Raw genomic sequence first — 23,044 nt, 5'->3', positions numbered from 1 at the left:
CGGGCCGTCCTAGAAGGCCACGCCGAGCGCCTGGGCGAGAACCACCGCCGAGGCTGAGGACCACGCCTGCGGATGGCACGAGGCCGGATATGGCACCGCCCGTCCGGCCTCCGCCGCGGCGACTCCGGCGAACAGCTCTGGAAGGTGGTGGCCGAAAGAGACGGAGGCCGCCAGCAGGCCCCCGGCGAGGACCCGGGCCTCGTCGGTGAATCCCTCGCCGAGCAGGCCCCTGATGGCGATGGCGGTGTCGTGGCTCCAGACCGAGCCGCAGTGGTAGCTGAACGGCCAGAACCCGGCCGCCTGCCGCGACAGCGTGTGCAGCCCATAGCCGGAGAACAGCTCCGGGCTCAGCAGCCGGTTCGCCACGAGCCTGGCGTCCGCGGCGTCCAGGATCCCGGTCCCCAGCAGGTGCCCCATGTTCGACCCCGGGATGTCCAGCGCTTCGCCGCGGCCGTCGAGTGCCATCGCCGGGAAGGCGCCGTCGCCGTCCTGCACCCAAAAGCGCTCGCGGAAGTTTTGCTTCAGCGCCGCTGCGAAGTCGCGGAGTTCCTGGCCCCCGGGTTTGCCGTAGGAGTCAAACAAGTCCGCCGTCGCCACGGCCGCCTGGTACGCGTAGCCCTGCACTTCGGACAGCGCGATCGGGCCCTGGGCCTGGCGTCCGTCCCGGAACTGCATGGCGTCCCGGGAGTCCTTCCAGCCCTGGTTGCTCAGGCCGCGGCCGGAGGTGTCCTGGTAGCTGAGGAAGCCGCCGTTGGCATTTTTTCCCGCGCCGTTGCCGCCCGCGCCCCCGGCAGCCAGCAGCCACTGTGCGGCGCGGGCGGCGTTGGGCAGTAGTGAGCGGACCGCCTCGTCGTCGGTCCCGGCCTGCCCCAGTTCGCCCAGCAGGCACAACCACAACGGAGTCGAGTCCACCGCGCCGAAGTACACCGGCGGGAGCCGCAGAGACTGGCTTTCCAGCACGAGCTCCTTCGCCCGCAATTCGTGCAGGATCTTGCCCGGCTCCTCGGCCGCGGCGGGGTCGGTCCGGGTGCCCTGGTAGGCGGCGAGGGCGCGCAGGGTTCCCGCCGCGAGCGCTGCGTCCACTGGCAGCAGCAGCCGCGCGGCCCAGAGCGAATCCCTGCCAAAGAGCGTGAAATACCAGGGAGCGCCGGCGGCCAGGAAGGGGGCGTCGGGTGCGTTACGGCCCGCCAGCCGGAGCCCGTCAAGCTCGTCGAAGGAGTTCTCCAGGAGGAGACCCAGCGGTCCGTCCGGCTGGGTACCGACGCGTCGGGAGGCAGGGACGCGCGCGGCTGCGACGGCGTCATCGGTGGCGGCAAGCGTGGCCTGCCATTCCGCCTCCAGCGGCCGTCCGCGGCCCGTTGTGCCGCGCCAGGTCAACAGGTCGGCATCGGTCACCCGGCCGGCCGCGGCCACGGTCAGGGTTTTGCCGCCCTCGCTCCAGCGCAATGTGGACTCATCCGCCGCGGAGGGTCGCAGCGGTTTGCGGAAGCGGCCCAGCCGGACGGCGGCCATGTCGGTGAAATCGGCGGCCAGCCGCACCTTGATCTCCGCGTCCAGGGCATCCAGCGAGGTGCTCAGCCGCAGCGTGACGCGCACCGCTCCGGGGGTGACGGTCCAGGTCTGCAGGAGTTCGACGGCGGGGTCTTCGGTGGGCCCCTCGATGCCGCGCAGCAGTCCGCGGACCCGGAGCACGCCGCCGGGGGAGGCCTCCACCGTGGCAGGTTCCGGCGTGTGCCCGTTCACGGTGACCTCGGCGCGGCACAGCATCCGGGTGTCGCCATGCAGCAACCCGGTGAACCACCCATCGGCACCGGCCGTGTCGCCCGTCCCTGTCGTTGCGCCATCGCCCAGCCGGCCGTCGGCGTCGAGCCACAACTGGGTGGGGGCGGCCACGGAACAGTGCTGACGGTGGAGCGCCGGCTGAACAGTCATCCGCCCACCCTATGCCGGAGCGTAGCACCGACCTAGGACCGGCAGCGCGCCGGCGGCCATCCCAGGCCGGCCGACCGGTCCGCGGGACTCAGGCCGGCGCGGCGTCGTCCATCGGGAAGGCCACGGCCTCACCCACCACCCGCAGGGTCAATTCGGTGCCGGGACGGGCGATGGACGCGTTCCAATGCCGGATGGTGATGATCTCGCCGCCGCCGGGGTAGCGGTGGTCGGCCACGGCACCCGCGGCGAGGACCGGCGGCGCGGGAAGTTGGAGCCGAACCGTGGTTTCGGGACCGAAGTAGTCCGTGTCCACCACCGTGCCGCGGATGGGACCGTCTTCAGCGATCCGGATCTGCTCGGGGCGGAGCATGAGCTGCACCCGGCCCTGCGCCGGTGGACGGCGGACCGGAATGCCGCCGAGTGAGCAGGTGGCCAGGGACCCCTCCATCCAGGCGTCCAGGATGACCGCGTCGCCCAGGAACTCCGCGGTGGCTCGGTCCGCCGGGCGGGTGTAGACCACGAAAGGGTTGCCGATCTGCGCCAGCTTGCCGCCGCGCATCACCGCCACCTGATCCGCGAAGGAGAGCGCCTCGGCCTGGTCGTGGGTGACCAGGATGGTGGTCACTCCGGCGTCGTGGAGGACCTTGCCGACGGTGCGGCGGGTGGCAACGCGCAGACCGGCGTCGAGCGCGGAGAACGGTTCGTCCAGCAGCATCAGCTCGGGTTCCCGGGCCAGGGCACGGGCTAGCGCGACGCGCTGCTGTTGGCCGCCGGAGAGCTGGTGGGGCCGCCGCTTGGCCATGGCCGGGTCCAGTGCCACCATTTCGAGCAGCTCGGCCACCCGGGTCTTGACGCCGCGGTGGCCGCCGGGAAGCTTGCCGGCGTCCAGCCCGAAGGCGATGTTCTGGCCGACCGTCAGGTGCGGGAAGAGCGCGCCGTCCTGCGCCACGTACCCGACGTGCCGTTTGTGAGCGGGGACCCAGACGCCGTTGCCGGCCACCTTGTTCCCGTTGAGTAAGATGCTGCCGGTCTCGGGGTGCTCGAAGCCGGCGATGAGCCGTAACAGGGTGGTCTTGCCCGACCCGGAGGGACCCACGATCGCCGTCGTACCGCCCTTGGCGACGGAGAGATTGACGCCCTTGAGGACCGCCTGGGAGCCGAAGTTCTTGGTGACGGCGTCGATTTCCAGGTGGCTGTTGGTGCTGGGAGCCACCGAGGGGGCGATCCGGGGTTCCGGAAGCCGGGAGGGTTGTTGTTCGGTCACTGTCCCGCTGCTTTCTTGGACTGCTGGAAGAGGAGGTAGGTCATCGGCGCCGAGATCAGGATCATCAGCAGGGCGTAAGGCGCGGCGCCGGCATAGTCGATTTCGCTGCTCTTGCTCCAGAATTCCGTGGCCAGGGTGCGGGTCCCGTTGGGCGAGAGCAGCAGGGTGGCCGTCAGCTCGTTGACGATCCCGAGGAACACCAGGGCCGCGCCGCCGGCTGCGGCCGGGGCCGTGAGGCGCAGGGTGACCCTGATAAACGCCAGCAGCGGGGGCTTGCCGAGGGCCTGCGCGGCCTCGTCGAGTTCTTTGGGCGCCTGGGCGAGCCCGGAGCGGATGTTCACCAGCGCCCGCGGCAGGAACAGCAACACGTAAGCGGCGACCAGCAGCCCCGTGGTTTGGTAGAGATTTGGCGCCATCCGGATACTGACGGTCACGAAGGCGAGGCCGACGACGATCCCCGGCATGGAGCTCGTGACGTAGTTGGAGAGCTCCAGGGCTTTGCTGAACAAGCTGGGGCGCCGCACGGCGAGATACGCCATTGGGAAGGCGACCACTGTGGTGGCTGCGGCCCCGGCTACGCCGTAGCCGAGCGTCTGCAGCAGCGACGGCAGGAACTCGTCGGCCGACCAGATGTCCGGTCCGCCGGCGTAGATCCAGCGCAGCACGAAGGTCAGCGGCAGCCCGAAGGCGAGCGCGGTCAGGACCAGCAGGGAAAGCTGCGCAGGCAGCTGATAGGCGCGCAGCGGCAGGCGAAGCGCGCGGGCCTGCGCACCGGAGCCCACCCGGGCGTACCGCGCGGTGCCCCGGCCGCGGACTTCCATGACCAACAGGATCAGGCAGAAGAAGACCAGCACGCTGGCCAGCATGTTCCCGGCCGTCCCGTTGAAGGTGGACTGGTATTGGACCATAATCGCGGTGGTGAACGTGTCGAACCGGATCATCGCGAAGGCGCCGTACTCGGCCAGCAGGTGTAGCGAGACCAGGAGCGCGCCGCCGGTCATCGCGATCCGCAGCTGGGGCAGCACTACGCGGAAGAAGGCGCGCCACGCCCCCAGTCCCAGCGAGGCGGCGGACTGCTCGATCGCCGGATCCAGCCGGCTGAGCGTGGCGGCCGCCGGGATGTAGACCAGCGGGAAGTACGACAGCGTGGCGATCAGCACACCGGACCAGAGGCCGCCCATGGAGGGCACCGCGGAAACCCAGGCATAGCTGTTGACGAAGGCCGGAATCGCGAGGGGGGCCGCGAGCAGCACCGCCCACCACTTGTGCCCCTTGAGGGTGGTCCGTTCCACCAGCCAGGCTCCGCCCACGCCCAGGACCAGGCAAAGCGGAACCGTGACCACCATGAGCAACACGGTGTTGAGCAGGAGCTCACCCACCCGGGCCCGGAAGACGAGGCTGACGGCCGTGTCCCAGCCGGTGGCGACCGTCATGACCGCAACGTAGCCGAGCGGAATCAGTGCGACAAGGGCGATCAGGACCGCCAGGATGGCCACAACCGAGACGCCGAAAGGCGGGCGGGGACGCTTGCCCCGGCCCGCCGTCGTCGTGCTTCCGGTGGTTCCGGGAGCCGCCAGCGTTTTTGTCACTGCTTAGAGCAGACCTGCCTTGGTCATCAGCTCGGTGACCTTGGCTGAGTTGAGCTTGGCCGGGTCGACCTTGGGGGCCTGCAGGTCCGGAAGCGGAACCAGCTTGTCGTTGGACGGCACGGCGGAGCCGATGGCGTACTCGAAGGACGTTCCCTTCTGCAGCACCTCCTGGCCCTTCTTGCCGGTGATGAACTTCAGGAAGGCCTGGGCCGCGGCCGCGTTCTTCGAGGACTTGAGCACGCCGCCGCCGGAAACGGACACGAACGCGCCGGGATCCTGGTTCTTGAAGTAGTACGGCGTGACGTTCTTGGAGTTCTCGCCGGTCTTGGCCTGGTCGCCGTAGTAGTAATAGTGGTAGATCAGGGCGGCGTCCACCTCGCCGGCGTTGACGGCCTTCATGGCCGTGCTGTTGCCCTTGTAGGCCGTGGAATTGTCCTTCATGCCCTTGAGCCAGTCCTGGGTGGCGGCTTCGCCCTTGAGCTCCAGCAGGGCCGAGACGATCGCCTGGAAGTCGGCGCCCGACGGAGAGGCGGCCCACTTGCCCTTCCACTCGGGCTTGGCCAGGTCCAGCATCGACTTGGGCAGCTTGTCGTCGCTGATCTTGTTCTTGTCATACACCAGCACGGTGGAGCGGGCCGCGATTCCGGTCCACTTGTTGGTGGAGGGGCGGAAATCCGCGGGAACCTGGCTGATGGTGGCCTGGTCTACATCCGCGAACAGGCCGGCGTTTTCCACCTGGGCCATCGCCGGGGAGTTCTCGGTGATGAACACGTCGGCGGGGGACGCAGCGCCTTCCTGGATAATCTGGTTGGACATTTCCGTGTCCGATCCCTGCCGCACGGTGACTTTGACGCCGGTCTCCGCGGTGAAGCCGTCCACCCACTCCTTGGTCAGGGTGTCGTGCTGGGCGTTGTAGACCGTGATCTCACCGGACGGTTTGCCGTCGGCCGCGGTGCTGCTGCCGGAGGTCGAGGCGCCGGAGCCACAGGCTGCGAGGCCGAGCGAGGCGGTGGCGGCGAGGGCGATGCCTGCCAGCGCATTGGTGCGGATCTTCATGAGGCTACTTTCTGCAAGGAAAAGGTCGTAGGTGCCTAACCTCCGTGAGCTAAGGAAGTTAGGGCGGGCTCACTACGAAAAACTGTAGGTTAGCCAAACCTAAGTAACCAAGCCGACAGCGCCTTAAGTGATGAGGATCACACCAATTAGGTAACTATTGCGTGACTTAATTGCTTGCGGGTTCTGCGGTGCTCTCCTCCGCGGCGCGGGACTGTCCGACGACCGGGAGCTTGCCGGCGATCGAGGCGGCCGCCTCAAGCACCATCCAGGCCTGCAGTTGGGTGGACAGTTCGACGGCGGCACCCGCCGGGTAGCTGCGGCGGGCCGGCAGTTCAGGGCGGGCCGAGAAGACCAGCCGCGGGCCCTTGCGGGCCAGCGGTTCCTGTGCCCCGACCACACGGCGGCCCTCCCAGAACGCCTCCGCCGTGTCGGTCACCAGGAGGGCCGCGGTGGCACGGACATCGGCGGACAGCCGCCCGTCGACCGCGGCCGCGGCCAGGTAGCGGACCAGGATCCCGGTGAAGAGTCCGCCGTCGCCGGTGCCCTCGCAGCGGAGCACCGTGCCCTTGCGCCCCAGCAGCGGCGCCGAGACGGTGAGGTTGGCCGCCACCGCCGCCACGAGCGACGCCGCGCGTGCCAGGTTCGCCTCGCCGCCCAGTTCCAGCAGGGCACCGAGGACGGGTCCCTGGTTGTACGTATAGATGGCGTCCTCCAGCACCAGATCGCCACCGGGGACGATCCGGAGGCCGTCCCGGTACATGCCCTGTTCCGGGTCGTAGAGCCTGGCGTCGAGCCAGTCGAGCAGGGCCTGGGCTTTGGCCGCCTGCCCGGTGCGGGCGTAGTAAAGGGCCACCGGGGCCGTGGCCGGGGTGCTCTTGAAGTCCCGTTTCTTGCTCCAGAACGTCCCGCCGCCAAGGTCGTCGGTCGACGCCGAGTCGAACTGAAGGGTGAGGCGCTTCAGGACCCTGGCGTTGCGGCGCCGGCCGGTGGTCTTGCGGGTGTCCTCGGCGAGCTTTTCCAGCCGGAGGGTGGCCAGCGCAAGCCAGGCCATGTCGTCGTAATAGTTATTGACGACGGTCAGGAAATTCCGCAGCCGGATGCCGGTGACCAGCCGGGAGGCAAGCTTGCCGGCGCTGGGCAGGTTGTCGCCGTCGAACTTGGCCGGCGTGTAGCCTCCGCCGCCGCCGAGTTCACGGCGGCCTGCGTCCACGAGGCAGTCCACGTAGTGCGCTTGCCACCAGTAGTGCCACGGCCGGGCCAGGTTCTTGATCCGGCCGGAGGGTTGGGCGATCGTCCCGATGTGGGTGCCGGGCAGGAAGAAGAGCCGCTGCCCGAACAACCGGGAGACCGAACGCGCGGCCTCATCGGCGCGGAACGGCCAGTTCGGGGCGGGGGAGTGGGCAGCGGCTGCGGTCATGGTGCAAGCCTAGCGGCGACGGCTGCCCCGGCGCGGAATCCCGGGACCGGGGTGCGCAATGTTTGCATTCCAGTTAACCTGAGCTAACTAATGTTCCCCGGTACGGTGGGCTGTGCTCAGTCTCACGGTCTCGGTAGCGGTTCCACATCAAGGAGGATGCATGGACGTCTTGGGTACTGTCGCACTGATCACCGGCGGCGCTTCCGGTCTGGGGGCCGCGGCGGCGCGGCGGTTCTTCGACGCCGGTGCCTCCGTGGTGCTGGTGGATCTTCCAGGCTCGGCCGGGAACGACTTCGCCGCCGAGCTCAATGCGCGAAACGACGCCGCCGGGCGTGCGAACCGCGCCATTTTTGTCCCCGCAGACGTCACCAACGAAGAGCAGGTGCAGGCTGCCGTCGACGCCGCCGCCGCCCACGGTCCGTTGCGGATCGTGGTGAACTGCGCCGGCGTGGGTACCCCGGGCAAGGTGCTGGGCCGCGACGGCGTGCTGCCGCTGGAAACGTTCAACCGGGTCATCCAGATCAACCTGGTGGGCACCTTTAACGTCATCCGCCTGGCGGCCGCCGCGATGGCCGCCACCGAACCGGTCGCCACCGCGCTGGGCGGGCCGGAGCGCGGCGTCATCATCAACACCGCCTCCGTCGCGGCCTTCGACGGCCAGATCGGACAACCCGCCTACGCCGCCTCCAAGGGCGCCGTCGCCGCTATGACCCTGCCGATCGCCCGCGAACTGGCGCGTTCGCTGATCCGCGTCGTCACGATCGCCCCCGGCATCTTCGAAACCCCCATGATGGCCGGACTGCCGCAGGAGGCCCAGGACTCACTGGGCCAGCAGGTACCGCACCCGTCCCGGCTGGGCCGGCCGGCCGAGTACGCCAACCTCGCCGCCCACATCGTGGACAACGCCATGCTCAACGGGGAAACCATCCGGCTCGACGGCGCCATCCGGATGGGACCGAAATGACGGCTGCCGTGGACCCGGCGAGCCACCTCGACGGATTGCCGGCCGCCGACTTCTTTGGCTTCGAGGCGATGCTCAGCGCCGCCGAGCAGGCGAAGCTGGCCGAACTCCGGGACTTCCTGGCCCGCGAGGTGGCGCCGTTTGCCACGGACTGGTGGAACAACGCCGACTTCCCGGCGCACATCCTGCCCAAGCTGGCCGCCCTGGAGCTCAGCACCCCGGCCCAGCGCGGTTACAGCAACCTCTTCGCGGGCATTGTCATCGCCGAGATGACCCGCGTGGACACCTCCCTCGCCACGTTCTTCCTGGTCCACCACGACCTGTTCGTGGAATCCCTTTACGGCTTCGGGTCCGAGGAACAAAAGGCCCGGCTGCTGGAGGACGCGGCGAAGCTGCGCATCACCGGGGCGTTCGCGCTGACCGAGCCGGACCACGGCTCCGACGTGGCCGGCGGCATGGAAACCACCGCGCGCCGTGTGCCCGGCGGGGAGGCAGGCGACTCCTGGCTGCTCAACGGCGCCAAGCGCTGGATCGGCAACGGCACGTTCTGCGACTACATGCTGGTCTGGGCCCGGGACGAGGCCGACGGCGGCATCCGCGGCTTCATCGTCGACGCCACCTCGCCCGGTCTCATTCGCAGCCGGATCGAAAACAAAATCGCGCTGCGCACCGTGCAGAACGCGGACATCGTCTTCACCGATGTCCGGGTGCCCGAGTCGGACCGCTTCGCCGGGATCAACAGTTTTGAGGACACCAACGAGCTGCTGCACGGCTCGCGGGTCATGGTCGCCTGGCAGGGCGTGGGCCAGCAGCTGGCCGCGTTCGACGTCGCCCGGCAGTACGCCGTCGAACGCCGGCAGTTCGGGCGGCCGCTGGCCAAGTTTCAGCTGGTCCAGCAGCAGCTGGTGACGATGCTCGGCAACACCGTGGCCAGCATGGGCATGATGGTCAGGATTGCCCAGCTGCAGGACCAGGGCGCCGCGGACATGGCCCAGGTGGCGCTCGCGAAGTCCTATGTGAGTGCCCGGATGCGCGAGACCGTGGCGATGGGCCGGTCCCTGCTGGGCGGCAACGGGATCGTGACGGACTACCGGATGGCCAAGATCTTCGCCGACGCCGAGGCGATCTACACCTACGAGGGTTCGTACGAGATCAACACCCTGATTGTGGGCCGCGCCGTGACCGGGGTGTCCGCGATCGTCTAGCCCTCGGACCCCGGCTCCTCGGACCCCGGCAGGGTGTTGGGCTGTTTTTCGCCGGCTTCGATCCGGTAGTCAAGGCTGTTGTTCTTCACCGGCATGGGGCACGTGCCGTACGGGGTGAAGGCGCTGGGGTAGTTGATGGCCCGGTTGAAGTCCAGGATCACGGTACGGTTTCCCGCAGCATCGACTCGGGGCCGGGCGGTGGAGACTTTGCGCCACTCGTCTGTTGTTTCGCCGTTGGTCTCGTCGTGGAACGTCACGGTCAGGGCGCCAAGCTTTTCCTCCTCGGCCTGCAGCCGGCACTCATGCGCCTGGCCGGGCAGCCGGAAGGCCAGCTCGCCGACGGAGCGGTGCACGCCGTCCACCAGCGGGTTCGCGGTGCCGATGGGCACGACCACCGGCTCCGGGTAGGGCGTGAACCGAGCCTCGAGGACGAGGTCCGGCCGGTAATCGAAGGTGGGAACGCCGACGAAGCCGGTGAACACGGGCGAGGTCGAATCCCGGGTGCGGAGCGCGTACCTGTCGGCCCGCATTCCGAGTTCCACCACGACCTGCCGGCCGTCGGCGCCGCCGAACTGGACCCACAGCAGGGACTCTTCATTGGCCAGGGCCGCGCTGATGGACCCGTCGACCGGTTCGCCGGTCTCCACCAGCGTCAGCCCGTCGGACGCCCCGGCGGTGAGGAACGCCGTCGTGCCGTCCGTGGACCACTGGCCGGGGACGAGGTCGATGGCGGCCGGGCGCTCAGCCAGCCACTGAAAGGATGTCAGCGTGAGCCAGCCGTAGTTGCTGGCGAGGGCCGCATCGCGGTTCTTCCGGAAACGCTGCCAGCGGGCGAGCTGTGGGTCGGCGGGGGACTCAACGGTGGTCACGGTGCACCTCTGCGGTGATCAGTCCAATTGGCCCGGAGTAGGTGTCGTTTTGGGGGCTCAAACGACACCAACAATCGGCCAGCTGGGGCGGGCGGGGTTGTGAGCGCGGCCAGTCGGCGCCCCGGCGGTGGCTGCTGTCGGCATCATCGCTTAATGGTACACAGGCCAGTCTGTCTGCTGGTGGCTGTGCGGGGCAAAGGGGCCCGAAGCTCCGGAACGGGCAAAGCGTTCGCCCGCTACGGGCGCACGTTCAAACCCTGGACGAGCAGTTTCCAGACCTCCGTCAGCTACGCGCCGATCGCCGGATCCGTCCATTCGGACGCATGCAAGGGATGGTGAAAGCGGGCAGCGGCGTGCAGTAGGGCCCAGCCGGTCTTGGCCGGATCCGCCGCCACAAACTCGCCGCCGGCCACGCCGTCCGCGACAATCTCCGTGACTTGCGCAGCCAGATGTTCGTGGGCCGCCACGACTTCCCGCGCCTCGGTGGTCGGCTGGCTGAAGGTGGCAAACAGCTCCGGATCGTTCAGTACCATGTCCTGCTTGATGGCTGCGAGGCGGTCCAGCCAGCGGCGGGCCACCGCGTCCCGCAGCGCCTGCTTGCTCGGGAAATGCCGGTACACGCTGCCATGGCTGACGCCCAGGACCTTCGCAACGTCGCCCACCGTTGCCTTGCCCGGGACGGCGGCCTCTCAGGCGGGTCCGGAAGTCGCGCCGGTTTCCGTTTCCGGCGGCGGACCAGTGGCCCGACAGGAGGCCGCGGGACAACACTTTATACGGGTGACGCCGATGCCGAGTTCGCGGGCCGCCGGCAGGATGTCCTGCTCGATCCCGCGGTAGACCAGCGAATACTCGATCTGCAGGTCGGAGACCGGGTGGACGGCGTGGGCGCGGCGCAAGGTCTCGGCGCCGACCTCGGAGAGTCCGATGCGGCGGATGAGGCCCTGCCGCCGGAGCGTATACGCCAGAAAGTTCTTCACGGCGGCGGGCCGGGTATCCACGCCGTGCCATCCTCCCCGGGCGTCGCTCAGGACGCCGAACTTCACGCTGATTGGGGCATTCTCACGGAGGCGGCTGCGGATGGCGTCACGCAGCAGCACTTCGTTGTTGCCCATGCCGTAAAAATCGCCGGTGTCCAGCAGGGTCACGCCGGCGTCCAGGGCGGCCCGGATACGTGACGGCTATCGGTGCCACTGCTGCCGGGACCCTTGCCGTAGCCAGCCCTGCTTGGTAGCGTCCCGCCCAGGAGTGGACGAACCTGGCGATCCCCGCCAGCTCAAAACCCACTCCCGAATGAGATCACCATGAAAATTGCAGTATTCGGCACCGGCATGGTCGGCCCCTCCGTCGCCGGCGCGTTGGTGAAGCTCGGCCACGACGTCGTCGTGGGAACCCGCGATCCGCAGGCCACGCTGACCCGGACCGGGGCGGGCCCGACGGGCGGCATCCCGTTTGCCCAGTGGCACGCGGAGCACAGTGACGTCTCGCTGGCCACCTTCGCCGAGGCCGCCGCCGGGAGCGAATTGATTGTCAACGCCACCAACGGCGACGGGTCCCTGGCCGCGCTAAGGGCCGCCGGCGCCGCCAACCTGGCTGGCAAGGTCATCATGGACCTCGCCAACCCGCTGGACTTCTCCCAGGGTTTCCCGCCGTCGCTGAATCCGGTGAACACGGACAGCCTCGGCGAGCAGATCCAGCGGGCCTTCCCGGGCGCGCGGGTGGTCAAGACGCTCAACACCATGAACGCCCGTCTCATGGTGGACCCCGGCAGTGTGGCCGGCGGTGACCACTCGGTGTTTGTTTCCGGCGACGACGCGGAGGCCAAGACGGTGGTGGCGGGCCTGCTCGCGGATCTGGGCCACCGGGACATCATCGACCTGGGCGGCATCAGCACGGCGCGCGGAACGGAGATGCTGTTGCCGATCTGGCTACGGCTCATGGGCGCCTTCGGCAACGCGGACTTCAACTTCAAGATCGCCCGCTGACGCCCGCAACCGACCGGCGGTCGTTGTTGCTGGGACGCTCAAAACGTCACCAACTGAGAGCCGCCCGGGGCCGCCGCTGTGACGGGAACCGGACACTATCCGGGACGGGTTCCCGCCCACCCCGTGAGCCGGGTAACATCCCTTGGGTACAAGTAACCCGGCTCACAGTATCCAGCGCAGTGTACGAGCCAAGTCGAACCCTCGAAAGATCGTTTCCATGGCTGACACTGCATTGACGTCCGACGCAGATCTCGCGTCCGAACTGCGCGCCGACGTCCGCCGGGTGTCCACCCTCCTCGGCGAATCCCTGGTCCGGCAGCACGGCCCGGAACTCCTGGCCCTCGTGGAGCAGGTGCGCCTGCTGACCAAGGAATCGAAGGAGGCCGCCCGGGGCGGTGCCGACGCCACCGGGCCCTGGAGCTCGTACGACGTCGTCGCCCAGGTCCGCGAACTCCTCGGCTCACTGCCGCTTGAGCAGGCGACCGAGTTGGTCCGGGCGTTTGCGTTCTACTTCCACCTGGCCAACGCCGCCGAGCAGGTCCACCGGGTCCGCGGGCTGCGGAACCGGCAGGAAAAGGACGGCTGGCTGGCCCGGGCCGTCGAGGAGATCGCGGAGCAGGCCGGGCCGGCCGTACTCCAGGAGGTGGTGGACGGGCTCGACGTCCGCCCGGTCTTCACCGCGCACCCCACCGAGGCTTCCCGCCGTTCGGTCCTGGACAAGATCCGCCGGCTCTCCGACGTGTTGGCTGAACCCACCCGGGAGGGCACCGCGGCCCGTCGTCGCCAGGACCGGCAGCTGGCCGAGGTAATCGACCAGATGTGGCAGACGGACGAGCTCCGCCAAGTCCGGCCCACCCCCGTGGATGAGGCCCGGAACGCGATCTATTACCTCACCGGCATCCTCAGTGACGCCATGCCGGAGATGCTCTCGGACCTGTCCGATCTCCTCGGCGAGCACGGCGTTACCCTGCCGGACACAAAGGCGCCGATCCGCTTCGGCTCCTGGATTGGCGGTGACCGGGACGGCAACCCCAATGTCACGGCCGCCGTCACCCGGGAAATCCTCCAGATCCAGAACCAGCACGCCGTCCGGATCAGCATCGGCCTGATCGACGGGCTGATCTCCATCCTGTCCAATTCGACGGCGCTGGCCCCGGCCGACCAGGCGCTGCTGGACTCGATCGACGTCGACCTGGAGAACCTGCCCGGACTGGACTCCCGGGTCCTGGAGCTCAACGCGCAGGAGCCCTACCGGCTTAAGCTCACGTGCATCAAGGCCAAGCTGCTCAATACCGGCCGCCGGGTCGGGGCCGGATCCGCCCACGAGCGTGGCCGCGACTACGCCGCCACCGCGGAGCTCCTCGCCGAGCTGGGCCTGTTGGAGAATTCGCTGCGGCACCACCAGGCCGACCTCGCTGCCGACGGCGCCCTGGCCCGGGCCCGGCGGGCGATCGCCTCCTTCGGGCTGCATCTGGCGACGCTGGACATCCGCGAACATGCCGATCGCCACCACGACGCCGTCGGCCAGTTGATGGACCGCCTGGGCGGACCGGGCGTGCGGTACGTCGAGCTGAGCCGCGCCGAGCGGCTTGAGGTGCTGGGCGCTGAGCTCGCGTCCCGCCGGCCGCTCTCGGGCCACCCGATCAAGCTCGACGGCGTCGCGGACGGTACCTATGACGTGTTCCGTGAGATCCGCCGGGCGCTGCGCAGCTACGGCCCGGACGTGATCGAGACGTACATCGTCTCCATGACCCGCGGCGCTGACGACGTGCTCGCCGCCGCCGTGCTGGCGCGCGAGGCCGGGCTGGTGAGCCTCTATGGCGCGGCGCCCTATGCCAGGATCGGCTTCGCCCCGCTGCTGGAGACGGTGGAGGAGCTGCGCGCCTCGGCCGAGATCGTGGATGCGCTGCTCTCGGATTCGTCCTACCGCGAGCTGGTCCGGCTGCGCGGCGACGTGCAGGAAATCATGCTCGGCTACTCTGACTCCAACAAGGAATCCGGGGTGATGACGAGCCAGTGGGAAATCTACAAGACGCAGCGCAAACTGCGCGACGTCGCCGCCAGGCACGGGGTCCGGCTGCGGCTCTTCCACGGCCGCGGCGGCTCCGTGGGCCGCGGCGGCGGCCCGACCTACGACGCGATCATGGCCCAGCCCAACGGCGTGCTCGAAGGCGAAATCAAGTTCACCGAACAGGGCGAAGTTATTTCGGACAAGTACTCGCTGCCCGAACTGGCCCGCGAGAACCTGGAGCTTTCGCTCGCGGCGGTGCTGCAGGGCTCGGCGCTGCACCGTACCCCGCGCACCTCCGAGGACCAGCGGGTGCGGTACGACCATGTCATGGAGACCCTTTCCGACGCCGCGTTCGACCGGTACCGGACCCTGATTGAAGCTCCGGACCTGCCGGCCTACTTCCTGGCCTCCACCCCGGTGGAGCAGCTCGGTTCCCTGAACATTGGTTCCCGCCCGTCCAAACGCCCGGACTCGGGAGCTGGCCTCGAGGGCCTGCGTGCCATCCCGTGGGTATTCGGCTGGACCCAGTCACGCCAGATCGTTCCGGGCTGGTTCGGCGTCGGCTCCGGACTCAAGGCAGCCCGTGAGGCCGGCCACTCGGCCCAGCTCAAGGAAATGATGGCGGGCTGGCCCTTCTTCCGTTCCGTCCTCTCTAACGTGGAAATGACGCTGGCCAAGACGGATATGGACATCGCCGGCTACTATGTCTCGACCCTGGTCCCGGCCGAGCTGCACCACCTGTTCAACGCCATCCGCGCCGAGTATGAGCTGACGGTTACCGAGGTCCAGAACCTCACGGGCGAGGACCTGCTGCTCGACGCGCAGCCTACACTCAAGCGCTCGCTGGAGATCCGCGACCAGTACCTGGACCCGATCAGCTACCTGCAGGTGGAACTGCTGCGCCGCGTCCGCGCGGAGGCCGCCGCGGGGGAGGGCATGCCCGACGCCGAGATCAACGAACGCCTCCAGCGCGCCATGCTGATCACCGTCAACGGCGTCGCCGCCGGGCTGCGCAACACCGGCTAGATCGCTCCGCGCCCTACCGCGCCGTCCCGGGCGTCCCCGTACGGCACCACGATGGTGCGGCGCGGCGTACCGTCGTCGGAATAGGGGAGTGTACGGACCGGGACGTCGTAAAGTGCGGTGAGTTCCGGGTCCGTGAGCAGCTCCCCGGCCGGCCCGGTGCGTGCGCCGTCCCGGCCCAGCAGGACCGCACGATCGGCGAGGGACAGGGCGTGGTCCGGGTGGTGGGTGCTCAGCAGCAGGGCCATGCCGTCGGCCAGGAGTCCGCGCAGCAGCGACAGGACGCGCACCTGGTTCTTGAGGTCAAGGCCTGTGGCGGGTTCGTCCAGTACCAGCACCGGGCAGCCGGTGGCGATGGCGCGGGCGATCAGGACCAGTTGTTGCTCGCCGCCGCTCAGGGTCGGAAAGCGGCGGTTCCACAACCTGTCGACACCTACCTTCTCCATCGCCGCCCTGGCCGCGGCCCGGTCCGCGGCGCCCGGCGTCCGGAAGATCCCCACCTGCCGGGCCCGCCCCATCAGCACCATGTCCAGGGCGCTGTAGCCGAACACGCTGCCGCGCGCCTGCGGCACGTACCCCACGCCGTCGGCCCGGCGGACCGTCCCCTCCGCCGGCTCCAGCAGGCCGGCCGCGCAACGGACCAGCGTGGTCTTGCCGCTGCCGTTGGGGCCCAGCACCGCGGTGGCCGTGCCCGGGAGCACCTGGAAGGTGACATCCCGGAACACCCACCCCTGCCGGGCGTAGCCGAAGCCCACGCCGTCCAGCTCAAGCACTTTCCCAGATCCTTTCCCGGTTCCGGCGCAGGAGCAGGAAGAAAACCGGGGCGCCGATCAGGGCGGTGAGCACTCCCAGCGGGATTTCGCCCGCGGTCACCGTGCGCGCCACGGTATCCACCAGCACAATGTAGGCGCCGCCCAGGAGGAAAGACACGGGCAGGAGCACGCGGTGGTCCGGGCCAACCCACATCCGGGCCAGGTGCGGCACCACGAGGCCCACCCAGCTGACCGCGCCGCTGACCGCCACGGCGCCGGCCACGATGAGTGCCACCGCGAGCAGCACCACCCAGCGCAACGGCCGCGGTCTGAGGCCCAACGCCGCCGCGTCCTCGTCGCCCAGGGACAGCACGTTGAGCCGCCAGCGCAGCAGCAGGAGCACGACGGCGCCGCCCAGCACGGGGAGAAGCGCGACGGCGACTTTCGCGTACGTCGCCGTCGCCACGCTTCCGAGCAGCCAGAACACGATGGCCGGCAACGTGGTGTTAGGATCCGCGATGTACGTCACCAGGGCCACCAGGGCCGAGAAGAACGAACCCGTGACCACCCCGCCCAGCACGATCATGAGCATCGGGGTTCCGCCGCGGCCCGAGGTGATCAGGAACAGCAGCGCCAGGGCCGCGAGGCCAAAAGTAAACGAACCGGCCACCAGCAGGAAGGTGCCCAGCCCCAGCAGCAGGGCAAGGGCGCCGCCCAGGGACGCCCCGGCGGATACGCCGATGATTTCGGGGCTGACCAGCGGGTTTCGGAAGGTGGCCTGGAGAGCGGCGCCGCCGATCGCCAGGCCGCCGCCCACCAGCAGGGCCAGCAGGATCCGCGGCATCCGCACCAGCAGGATCACATTCTGCTCCGTCTGGCTCGCCTGGACGGGGAAAGGCACAACCTGGCCGGCGAGGATCTGGACGACGTGGCCGAGCGGCACGTAGAACCGGCCCACCGCAAGCGCCGCCAGTGCGACGACGGATAGGAGCACGGCGGCGATAACGACGGGTCCAAGGACCGCCGGTCCGCGCACCCGCCCCGGGTTGCCGCGCTGGCGGGGTTTCCGGGGAGCCTGCGGGCGGCGGTTCAGTTTTGCTGAGCCGGCTTCATCCAGCATTGAATTGTTGGTAGTCGGCGGAGCCGCTGTTCGCAGAGGTCCAGAGGATCTTGCCCAGCTCTTCTGCCGTGGGCTCGTGGTTGTAGAGGAACCGGAAGTAGTCGTTGACTTTGCCGCGCAGCCCGGACCGGGCGGCAGGGAACGCGATGTCCGAAAGCCAGTGCCACATCAGCGGTGACTCCTGGCCCGGGGGATCCCAGCGGTACCCTCCGAGCGGGACCTTGTAGACGCGCCGCGAGCGCACGGCGGAGATGTTCCGCCAGACGGGGTCGGAGTAGATGTCCTGCGGCACCGCCTGGTCGAAGTTGCCGAGCAGGATGATCTCGGGGTCCCACCTGAGCACCTGCTCCACGTCCAGGCCAACCATGCCGACGCCCGGCAGCGGGTCCTTGCCGGTGGCCGGATTCGTGCCGCCCACCAACTTGATGTACGTGTCGTTGTAGGTGTTGGCCGCGGCGGCCTTCAGTCCGCCCGTGAACCTATTGAAGTAGAGAATGCTGGGTCCCGCGGAGCTGCGGCCGGCGGCCAGGGATTTGACCTCCGCGAACTCTTTATCGCTATGTGCCTTGATCTCGGTGGCCCGCTCAGGCTTTCCGAGCATGGCGGCGAACATCGCGACCCAGGCGTCCACGTCCTCCTGCTTGCCGGTGTTTTTCAGGCCGAGCACCGTCAGTCCGGCATTTTCCAGGGGTTCCACCAGTTGGGAGTCCGACCACTGGATCACGACGTCGGGGTTCAGCGCCCGCACGCTCTCCACATTGGGGGTGAAGTCCTGCGTCGCAACGTCGTGAGGTAGTTCCAATGCGCGCGGGAACATGGATCCCATGACGCCGTCCCGCATCGCGACCCACGACGCGTTGTGCATGGCGCGCAAGTGGTCGGCACCGCCGTCGACGGCGACCAGCAGCGAGGCCGCGGGCATGGGGATGGTCACCACGCTGGTGACCGGTTTGGCGAAGGTGACCGTCTTGCCCCGCTGGTCCGTGACGCTGATGTTTGCTGAAGCTGTGCCGGAGCTACCGGGGGGCGAGGCGGGCTGCGGGCCGGACGCTCCGCAGCCTGCGAGGAAGGCGGCGGAGCCACCCGCCACAAAAACCTGGAGCACGGCGCGGCGGTTCAGATCGTCGACTCGCATGGATTGACTCCCTGTGCGTAGGTTCTTCACAGGATCCGCCCGACGGCCACGGCTGTCAACGGCCGGAGGGCCCGGGCCCTTGTCGGGGCACGGGGCCGGTGCTACGTTCAAAGAACCTTTTGCAGAAGGTGGCCAGGTGATGGTTGTCGACGGTGCCCAGCTGTTTGTCCGGTATGCCTACCCGCCCAATTCCCGGGGAAGTTGCGGGCCCCCGGACAGTGATGCGCTGCTGCACTACGGCCAGTCCGGCGTGACCGACCAGGGGCTCCGCGAGCTGGCCAAGGGCTTCGCGGGCGCGTGGCCGTACCTGGAGTTGATTGCAGGGTCCAACGGCATAGTCGATCCGCTCGCCGCCCGCGTGGTGGAGGCGTACTGGGTGGGCAACAGCCTGCTGGACTCGGTGGGGATCACCAACATCGGCAATTCCATGGAGGACCGGTTCCGGGCCCGCACCGGCCGCCAGTTCCCGCATCTGGCCGAGGGTGTCCTGGCCGGCGGGGTTCCGCACCACAGCTTCCATGTCTTGGAGATCTACCCCTGGCTGGGCCTGCTCCGCGACGACCGCCGCCACGCCACGGCCCTGAGCGTCCTGGACCGCTGCAGGATCCGGTGGGGCACGGTGCTGGCGATCACCGGAGACGAGGCGGTGGTGCGTTCCCGGCCGCTGGTGTGGGACGGCGTAGCGCTGGCGGTGGGCGAACCCGTGGTGGAAACAGCCAGGTACGCCGTGAACGGAACGGGTTTTGTGGCCGGGCTGGCGGTCGCCGATGTGGTGTCGCTGCACTGGGACTGGGTGTGCGACCGGCTCTCCCCGGGTCAGCTGCAACGGCTGAAACACTTCACCGCGCGCCATCTGCGCATCGCCAACAACGGCGTCGAACACCGCGGCGCGGCGATCGCGCTCGAACATTAGGGCGCCGGACGCTTCTGCGGCTGGGCCGCGGCTTTGTCCGGGTCCTCCGGAGGTTTCATGCCTGCTTGACCACGTCCCCGCCGAGCCGCGTGGTGCTCTCACCGATCTGTTGGTGGCGGCAGTTGCTGGTGCTAGCCGGCGTCGCCGTCAAGGTCCCTGGGGCGGCCCATCAGTTCGAGTCCGTCCATGGCCCGGCCTGCGCCCTCGGAATCGACCCGTTCGAGGGCAAACCCCATGTGGATGAGGACCCATGTTCCTGGCTCCAGCGGTCCCTCGTCCAGCAGGCCGATGTTGATTTTCCGCTGCACGCCGGCCACATCCACCAGGGCGAGCTGGTTGCCGTAGCCCTCCAGCAGACCGATAACCTGGCCGGGTATTCCTAGGCACATGGTGCGCCCTCCGTCTTCTGGTCCGTAACGAGGTCCACGACGGCGGTCATCGCGCGTGGTACGGCCGCCGCCACGGCTCCGGTCAGGCCGACCCCTTCGCTTAAGTCCGCGGGCACGCAACCCACCACATACGTCCGGGGCAGCTCACCCCCGAGGGTGCGGAGGCGCCCCAGCACGGCCACCGGATCCATGCCGTGCGGGTCCAGGGCCGCTGCGCCGTCCAGGTCCTCCCGGCCCACCCGCAGCACCCTGAGGCTGCCGGGGGCGGCGGACCCATTAGGGCCGGGTGGCACGGTGTCCACCAGCACCAGGAGGTCCACGCCGGCCAGTAGATCGTAGGCCAGGTGCATGCCCCGGATTCCGTAGTCGACGGCCAGCATGCCAGGAACCGCGCGGTCCGCGTCCCCGGCCAGGCGGCGCGCCACTTCCGGGCCGAAGCCGTCGTCGCGCAGGAAAAAGTTGCCCACGCCGGCCACCAAGATGCGGGGGACGTGCTGCGCAGCGCCGTGGTCCGCCGGCCTGTCGGCGGTATTTGGCCGGTTCTCCGGCGTCACATCTGCCGCACTTTCAGGTAGCGCTGGATGTCCGGTACCGACCGGATCCCCAGATAGACGGCGCCGAACGCCAGCGCCAGCAGCACCCCGACCGTGGCCATTCCGATCATCCTCATGGCGGGTTTCCCCTTTCATCATCGAGCGGTTCGAGTTCCTCGGGAGCGTAGTAGAAGGACCGGCCGTAGCCCTCGTGGAGATCCGCGGCGGGGTCGTTTTCGAGCACCAAGCCAACGTGGGTGCTGCCGTCGACGTCGAAATGCACGCTTGTGACGCGTCCGGTCTGCCCGGCAAAGAAGAGGTCCTGGGCGTCAGCGCGGCGGCTCGGGTTCACCCTGACCCGGCTGCCGCGGGCCACCGGAACGCCATTGATGAGGACGGCGTCCAGATGCGGCTGGACCAGGGCTTCCGATTCCGGTGTCCACCAGGCGGCCGGTTCGTTACCGGTGCCGGCGAGATTGGCGCGGGAGTCCGGAAGGTCCCCGGCGTGGGGGTCGCGCAGGATTCCGTGCAGCTGCCGGAGCTCCTCCGGTGACATGGCCTCGCACTGGTCGATGATGGCCGCCGCACGCGGATCCGTTGCCCGGGCCTCGGCCTTTTCCTCGTCCGTCAGCGTCAGCACGCGCAGGGTGAGGATCTCGTCGATTTCCGTCGAGTCGTACAGGGCCACTGAACTTTCCGGGGCCACGGCAGGGTGGTCGTACAGGATGATCGGGGACACCAGCAGCACGTCTGTCTGGCCCTCGGGGCCGGCCAGCACAGGCCAGCAGCGGTGCTGGGCGCAGGACGCGGCCGCGTCACGGGCCCGGTCCGGCGGGTCCAGCAGTGAAAGGAAGTCTGCGCCCTGCAGGTCCAGGAGCAGGTGGGCGCCGATGAAGGATCCGGCGATGGCGTCCTGGCGGGCCGGTGGTTCCGGGGCCGGTGGGGCCGTGTTCGCCACCGAGATTCTGAGCCGCAGCAGGCCGCCGTCGACCGCGGCGGCGCTGAGCGTGACTTCGCCGTGCAACGCGCGACGGCGGCGAACCAGCCGTCCGGCGGCCCGGCCGTCGTCGTCGCTCAGCTCCTCCACTGTCTCGCCGGCGGGGATGTCCACCGGCAGCACGAGCGCACGGTCCGCGGTCTGCAAGTGAGCCAGCGGAAACGGCCCCAGGGCTATTTCCTGCTCCACCGCCTCATCCCAGCTCAGCCAGCGGCCGGCGCCGACCGTCAGCTCCCCCACCGGCCTGAAGGTGCCCGCGGCGTCCGCCTGTTCCGCTGTGCGTGACTGCAGCTGCAGGAAGCGCAGATGCACGTCCAGCCCGGCGGCGGGTCCCGCAGCCACTAGACAGTCGGCGAACATTGCGGCTTCCTCCCCGGCGCCGGCCTCCGCTGCGCCGGGCGGACCCAGAATCCCGAATTGCCAGCGGGCCTGGTTCTTCTGCGAGGACGCACGGTATGGGTAGAGGAGATAGCCCTCGTAGAGGACGGCATCCGCCACCGCCCGGGCAAGGCTCATGCTCATGCTCATGGCAGCCGCTCCCCGCCCACACCGGATGCTGCTGCGGCCAGCAGGGATTTGACGGCAGCCTCCCACGAGGTCAGGCCGCGCGCCGATTTGTAGTGTGACAGGGCCGCCAGGACGTTCCGGTCCAGACGGATCCAGCCCGCGTTGGGGAAGTACACGTCCATCAGCCGTTGCCAGACGGACACCGGAAGCCGGTAGGGGGCCTCGAGATCCCAAGGCACCTGTTGCACACCGAAGCCGGTCTGGCCCTTGGTGAAGACGGTTCCGGAGAACAGGAACTCAAGCGGGATCTCCCCGTCCCGCAGCGCATTCAGGTACTTGGCGGCGGCCACGTCAAAGTCAAAGGTGCACGGCAGCGGCAGGTCCACCTCGGTGCTGCCGGCGAAGCCCTGCACCATGGTGCTGCACTGCATCCAGAGGAACGACTTGAGTGTGGTGGGCCAGCGTCCGCGCTCGCCGAAGAGGTCCAGGAGCCCCGGCTCCTCCCCGGCGGCGTAGCCGCGGCGTTGCGGCAGGATCCGCACCTGGCAGCGCAAGGCGATGGCGTGGATCGCCGTGCCCGTGGCTTCGGTCAGGCGCAGCCGGGCGGTCAGTTGCGGGGCCGCAGCGTACGGCTCCGGCTGGACGTCGACGACGGCGAAGCTCAGCTCGGTCATTGCGGCCCACCCGCCACCGTCTCGTGGTTTTCGTGCCGCGCCGGTTTGCTGCGGCGGCGGACGTTCTCAAAGAAGGCGGTGAGCTGGTCGCGGGCCTCCTGGCCGCCGTCGAATCCCCGCCAGACGCGGCGAAGCTGGCCCACGAGTTCGTAGCAGGCGTCCACCGGTACGAGGTGGCAGTCTGCCTGTGTACGGTCCTTCCCTGGGCCGCGGATCAGCAAGGCCTCCGTGTCCGGGGCCGCCACCGCCAGGGCCGCATTGCGGGCCAGCACGGCGCCCCAGGCGTCCAGCGGAAGCTCGGATTCGGTGGCGCCCGCCGGACCCGGGTAGAACGCGACCGTCCGGTCCAGTGTGGAGCTGCGGAAGAAGAAGGCAAGGCCCACCGGAATTTCCAGTTCGTCCCACTGGCCCGGACCCAGTTCGAAGTCCGGAAAGGAAAAGTACCGCTCCGGCACGGAACGGTAGCGGAGATGGGCGGTGCTGTCCGTGAAGAGGAGGTAGCAGGGCCGGCAGCTGCACATCATGGCGTGGCTCGCGACGTCCACCACGTGCTGGTGGACGCCGGGGATGGACTCGCCGCACATTTCGCAGCGCTCACCGGGGGGCGGGGCGGCCGGCTGCGCTGCGATCCGCCGGAGCAGGGCTACGGGCAGGGCGCCGGAGCCTGGCGTTCGTCCTGCTGCAGGGGCTGGCCCGGGCGTCATCCGAGCCGGCC

Annotated in this window: 22 protein-coding genes; 5 read left to right on the top strand and 17 right to left on the bottom strand. The window is 69.0% G+C overall.

The features are described 5' to 3' along the window. Positions 1-9: 9 nt before the first annotated feature. The 5 genes from ABIB14_RS12005 to ABIB14_RS11985 form a co-directional block, all read right to left on the bottom strand. Positions 10-1,932, bottom strand: coding sequence for a glycogen debranching N-terminal domain-containing protein (locus ABIB14_RS12005; RefSeq protein ID WP_354236104.1), 1,923 nt, complete (start codon positions 1,930-1,932; stop codon positions 10-12). Positions 1,933-2,020: 88 nt separating this feature from the next. Beyond that, positions 2,021-3,196 carry an ABC transporter ATP-binding protein gene (locus ABIB14_RS12000; protein WP_354236103.1) on the bottom strand — a complete coding sequence of 392 codons (1,176 nt, stop codon included), beginning with the start codon at positions 3,194-3,196 and terminating at the stop codon, positions 2,021-2,023. Then, the gene (locus tag ABIB14_RS11995; RefSeq protein WP_354236102.1) at positions 3,193-4,785 is read right to left on the bottom strand and encodes an ABC transporter permease; all 1,593 of its coding nucleotides are present in this window, start codon (positions 4,783-4,785) and stop codon (positions 3,193-3,195) included. The genes ABIB14_RS12000 and ABIB14_RS11995 overlap by 4 nt, the downstream gene beginning before the upstream one ends. Before the next feature lie 3 nt (positions 4,786-4,788). Next, the gene (locus ABIB14_RS11990) at positions 4,789-5,841 is read right to left on the bottom strand and encodes an iron ABC transporter substrate-binding protein (RefSeq protein WP_354236101.1); all 1,053 of its coding nucleotides are present in this window, start codon (positions 5,839-5,841) and stop codon (positions 4,789-4,791) included. Positions 5,842-6,007: 166 nt separating this feature from the next. Continuing rightward, entirely contained in the window at positions 6,008-7,258 is a 1,251-nt protein-coding gene (locus tag ABIB14_RS11985; RefSeq protein ID WP_354236100.1) for a glycoside hydrolase family 76 protein, read from the bottom strand. A gap of 160 nt (positions 7,259-7,418) precedes the next feature. Here ABIB14_RS11985 and ABIB14_RS11980 point away from each other — a divergent pair, with 160 nt between their 5' ends. Beyond that, entirely contained in the window at positions 7,419-8,222 is an 804-nt protein-coding gene (locus tag ABIB14_RS11980; protein WP_354236099.1) for an SDR family NAD(P)-dependent oxidoreductase, read from the top strand. Beyond that, on the top strand, positions 8,219-9,424 hold the full coding sequence (locus ABIB14_RS11975; RefSeq protein ID WP_354236098.1) for an acyl-CoA dehydrogenase family protein: 1,206 nt from the start codon (positions 8,219-8,221) through the stop codon (positions 9,422-9,424). Before ABIB14_RS11980 ends, ABIB14_RS11975 begins: the two co-directional genes overlap by 4 nt. On the opposite strand, the gene ABIB14_RS11970 is transcribed toward ABIB14_RS11975, so the two are convergent. The 3 genes from ABIB14_RS11970 to ABIB14_RS11960 all read right to left on the bottom strand — a co-directional run bounded on the left by ABIB14_RS11970 (position 9,421) and on the right by ABIB14_RS11960 (position 11,438). Continuing rightward, a complete protein-coding gene (locus ABIB14_RS11970) occupies positions 9,421-10,293 on the bottom strand; it encodes a DUF1684 domain-containing protein (protein WP_354236097.1) in 873 nt (290 codons plus the stop codon). The two genes, ABIB14_RS11975 and ABIB14_RS11970, sit on opposite strands and share 4 nt — an antisense overlap. A 287-nt stretch (positions 10,294-10,580) precedes the next feature. Then, the gene (locus ABIB14_RS11965; RefSeq protein ID WP_354236096.1) at positions 10,581-10,955 is read right to left on the bottom strand and encodes a TetR/AcrR family transcriptional regulator; all 375 of its coding nucleotides are present in this window, start codon (positions 10,953-10,955) and stop codon (positions 10,581-10,583) included. A 27-nt stretch (positions 10,956-10,982) separates the two neighbouring features. Beyond that, entirely contained in the window at positions 10,983-11,438 is a 456-nt protein-coding gene (locus ABIB14_RS11960; RefSeq protein WP_354236095.1) for an aldo/keto reductase, read from the bottom strand. A 156-nt stretch (positions 11,439-11,594) separates the two neighbouring features. On the opposite strand from ABIB14_RS11960, the gene ABIB14_RS11955 reads away from it, so the two are divergent. After that, positions 11,595-12,275 (top strand): NADPH-dependent F420 reductase, encoded by a 681-nt coding sequence (locus ABIB14_RS11955; RefSeq protein ID WP_354236094.1) that lies wholly within the window; start codon positions 11,595-11,597, stop codon positions 12,273-12,275. Between the two features lie 217 nt (positions 12,276-12,492). Next, positions 12,493-15,312 (top strand): phosphoenolpyruvate carboxylase, encoded by a 2,820-nt coding sequence (gene ppc / locus ABIB14_RS11950; RefSeq protein ID WP_354236093.1) that lies wholly within the window; start codon positions 12,493-12,495, stop codon positions 15,310-15,312. On the opposite strand, the gene ABIB14_RS11945 is transcribed toward ppc, so the two are convergent. From ABIB14_RS11945 to ABIB14_RS11935, 3 genes are read right to left on the bottom strand one after another with little or no spacing between them, the layout of a single operon-like run. After that, positions 15,309-16,082 (bottom strand): ABC transporter ATP-binding protein, encoded by a 774-nt coding sequence (locus ABIB14_RS11945; RefSeq protein WP_354236092.1) that lies wholly within the window; start codon positions 16,080-16,082, stop codon positions 15,309-15,311. The genes ppc and ABIB14_RS11945 overlap by 4 nt on opposite strands. Next, a complete protein-coding gene (locus ABIB14_RS11940) occupies positions 16,075-17,181 on the bottom strand; it encodes a FecCD family ABC transporter permease (protein ID WP_354236091.1) in 1,107 nt (368 codons plus the stop codon). The genes ABIB14_RS11945 and ABIB14_RS11940 overlap by 8 nt, the downstream gene beginning before the upstream one ends. Continuing rightward, positions 17,171-18,316 (bottom strand): ABC transporter substrate-binding protein, encoded by a 1,146-nt coding sequence (locus ABIB14_RS11935; protein ID WP_354236090.1) that lies wholly within the window; start codon positions 18,314-18,316, stop codon positions 17,171-17,173. Before ABIB14_RS11935 ends, ABIB14_RS11940 begins: the two co-directional genes overlap by 11 nt. A gap of 139 nt (positions 18,317-18,455) precedes the next feature. Between ABIB14_RS11935 and ABIB14_RS11930 the strand changes: the two genes are divergently transcribed. Continuing rightward, positions 18,456-19,229, top strand: a complete 774-nt coding sequence (locus ABIB14_RS11930) for a DUF6390 family protein (RefSeq protein ID WP_354236133.1) — start codon at positions 18,456-18,458, stop codon at positions 19,227-19,229. Between the two features lie 131 nt (positions 19,230-19,360). On the opposite strand, the gene ABIB14_RS11925 is transcribed toward ABIB14_RS11930, so the two are convergent. The 6 genes from ABIB14_RS11925 to ABIB14_RS11905 all read right to left on the bottom strand — a co-directional run bounded on the left by ABIB14_RS11925 (position 19,361) and on the right by ABIB14_RS11905 (position 23,033). After that, entirely contained in the window at positions 19,361-19,618 is a 258-nt protein-coding gene (locus ABIB14_RS11925) for a HypC/HybG/HupF family hydrogenase formation chaperone (RefSeq protein ID WP_354236089.1), read from the bottom strand. Beyond that, on the bottom strand, positions 19,609-20,085 hold the full coding sequence (locus ABIB14_RS11920; protein ID WP_354236088.1) for a hydrogenase maturation protease: 477 nt from the start codon (positions 20,083-20,085) through the stop codon (positions 19,609-19,611). The genes ABIB14_RS11925 and ABIB14_RS11920 overlap by 10 nt, the downstream gene beginning before the upstream one ends. Positions 20,086-20,168: 83 nt before the next feature. Beyond that, positions 20,169-20,288 carry a DUF6893 family small protein gene (locus ABIB14_RS18765; RefSeq protein WP_502909655.1) on the bottom strand — a complete coding sequence of 40 codons (120 nt, stop codon included), beginning with the start codon at positions 20,286-20,288 and terminating at the stop codon, positions 20,169-20,171. Beyond that, on the bottom strand, positions 20,285-21,676 hold the full coding sequence (locus ABIB14_RS11915; RefSeq protein WP_354236087.1) for a hypothetical protein: 1,392 nt from the start codon (positions 21,674-21,676) through the stop codon (positions 20,285-20,287). Before ABIB14_RS11915 ends, ABIB14_RS18765 begins: the two co-directional genes overlap by 4 nt. Then, positions 21,673-22,329: a DUF6084 family protein gene (locus ABIB14_RS11910; protein ID WP_354236086.1), complete on the bottom strand. Its 657-nt coding sequence runs from the start codon at positions 22,327-22,329 to the stop codon at positions 21,673-21,675. The genes ABIB14_RS11915 and ABIB14_RS11910 overlap by 4 nt, the downstream gene beginning before the upstream one ends. Further along, entirely contained in the window at positions 22,326-23,033 is a 708-nt protein-coding gene (locus ABIB14_RS11905; protein ID WP_354236085.1) for a DUF5947 family protein, read from the bottom strand. The genes ABIB14_RS11910 and ABIB14_RS11905 overlap by 4 nt, the downstream gene beginning before the upstream one ends. Between the last annotated feature and the right edge of the window lie 11 nt (positions 23,034-23,044).

Source organism: Arthrobacter sp. UYEF3, assembly GCF_040546245.1.
Lineage (GTDB): Bacteria > Actinomycetota > Actinomycetes > Actinomycetales > Micrococcaceae > Arthrobacter.
Note: the sequence above shows the minus strand (reverse complement) of the source record. Positions and strands in the feature narration are given on the sequence as shown.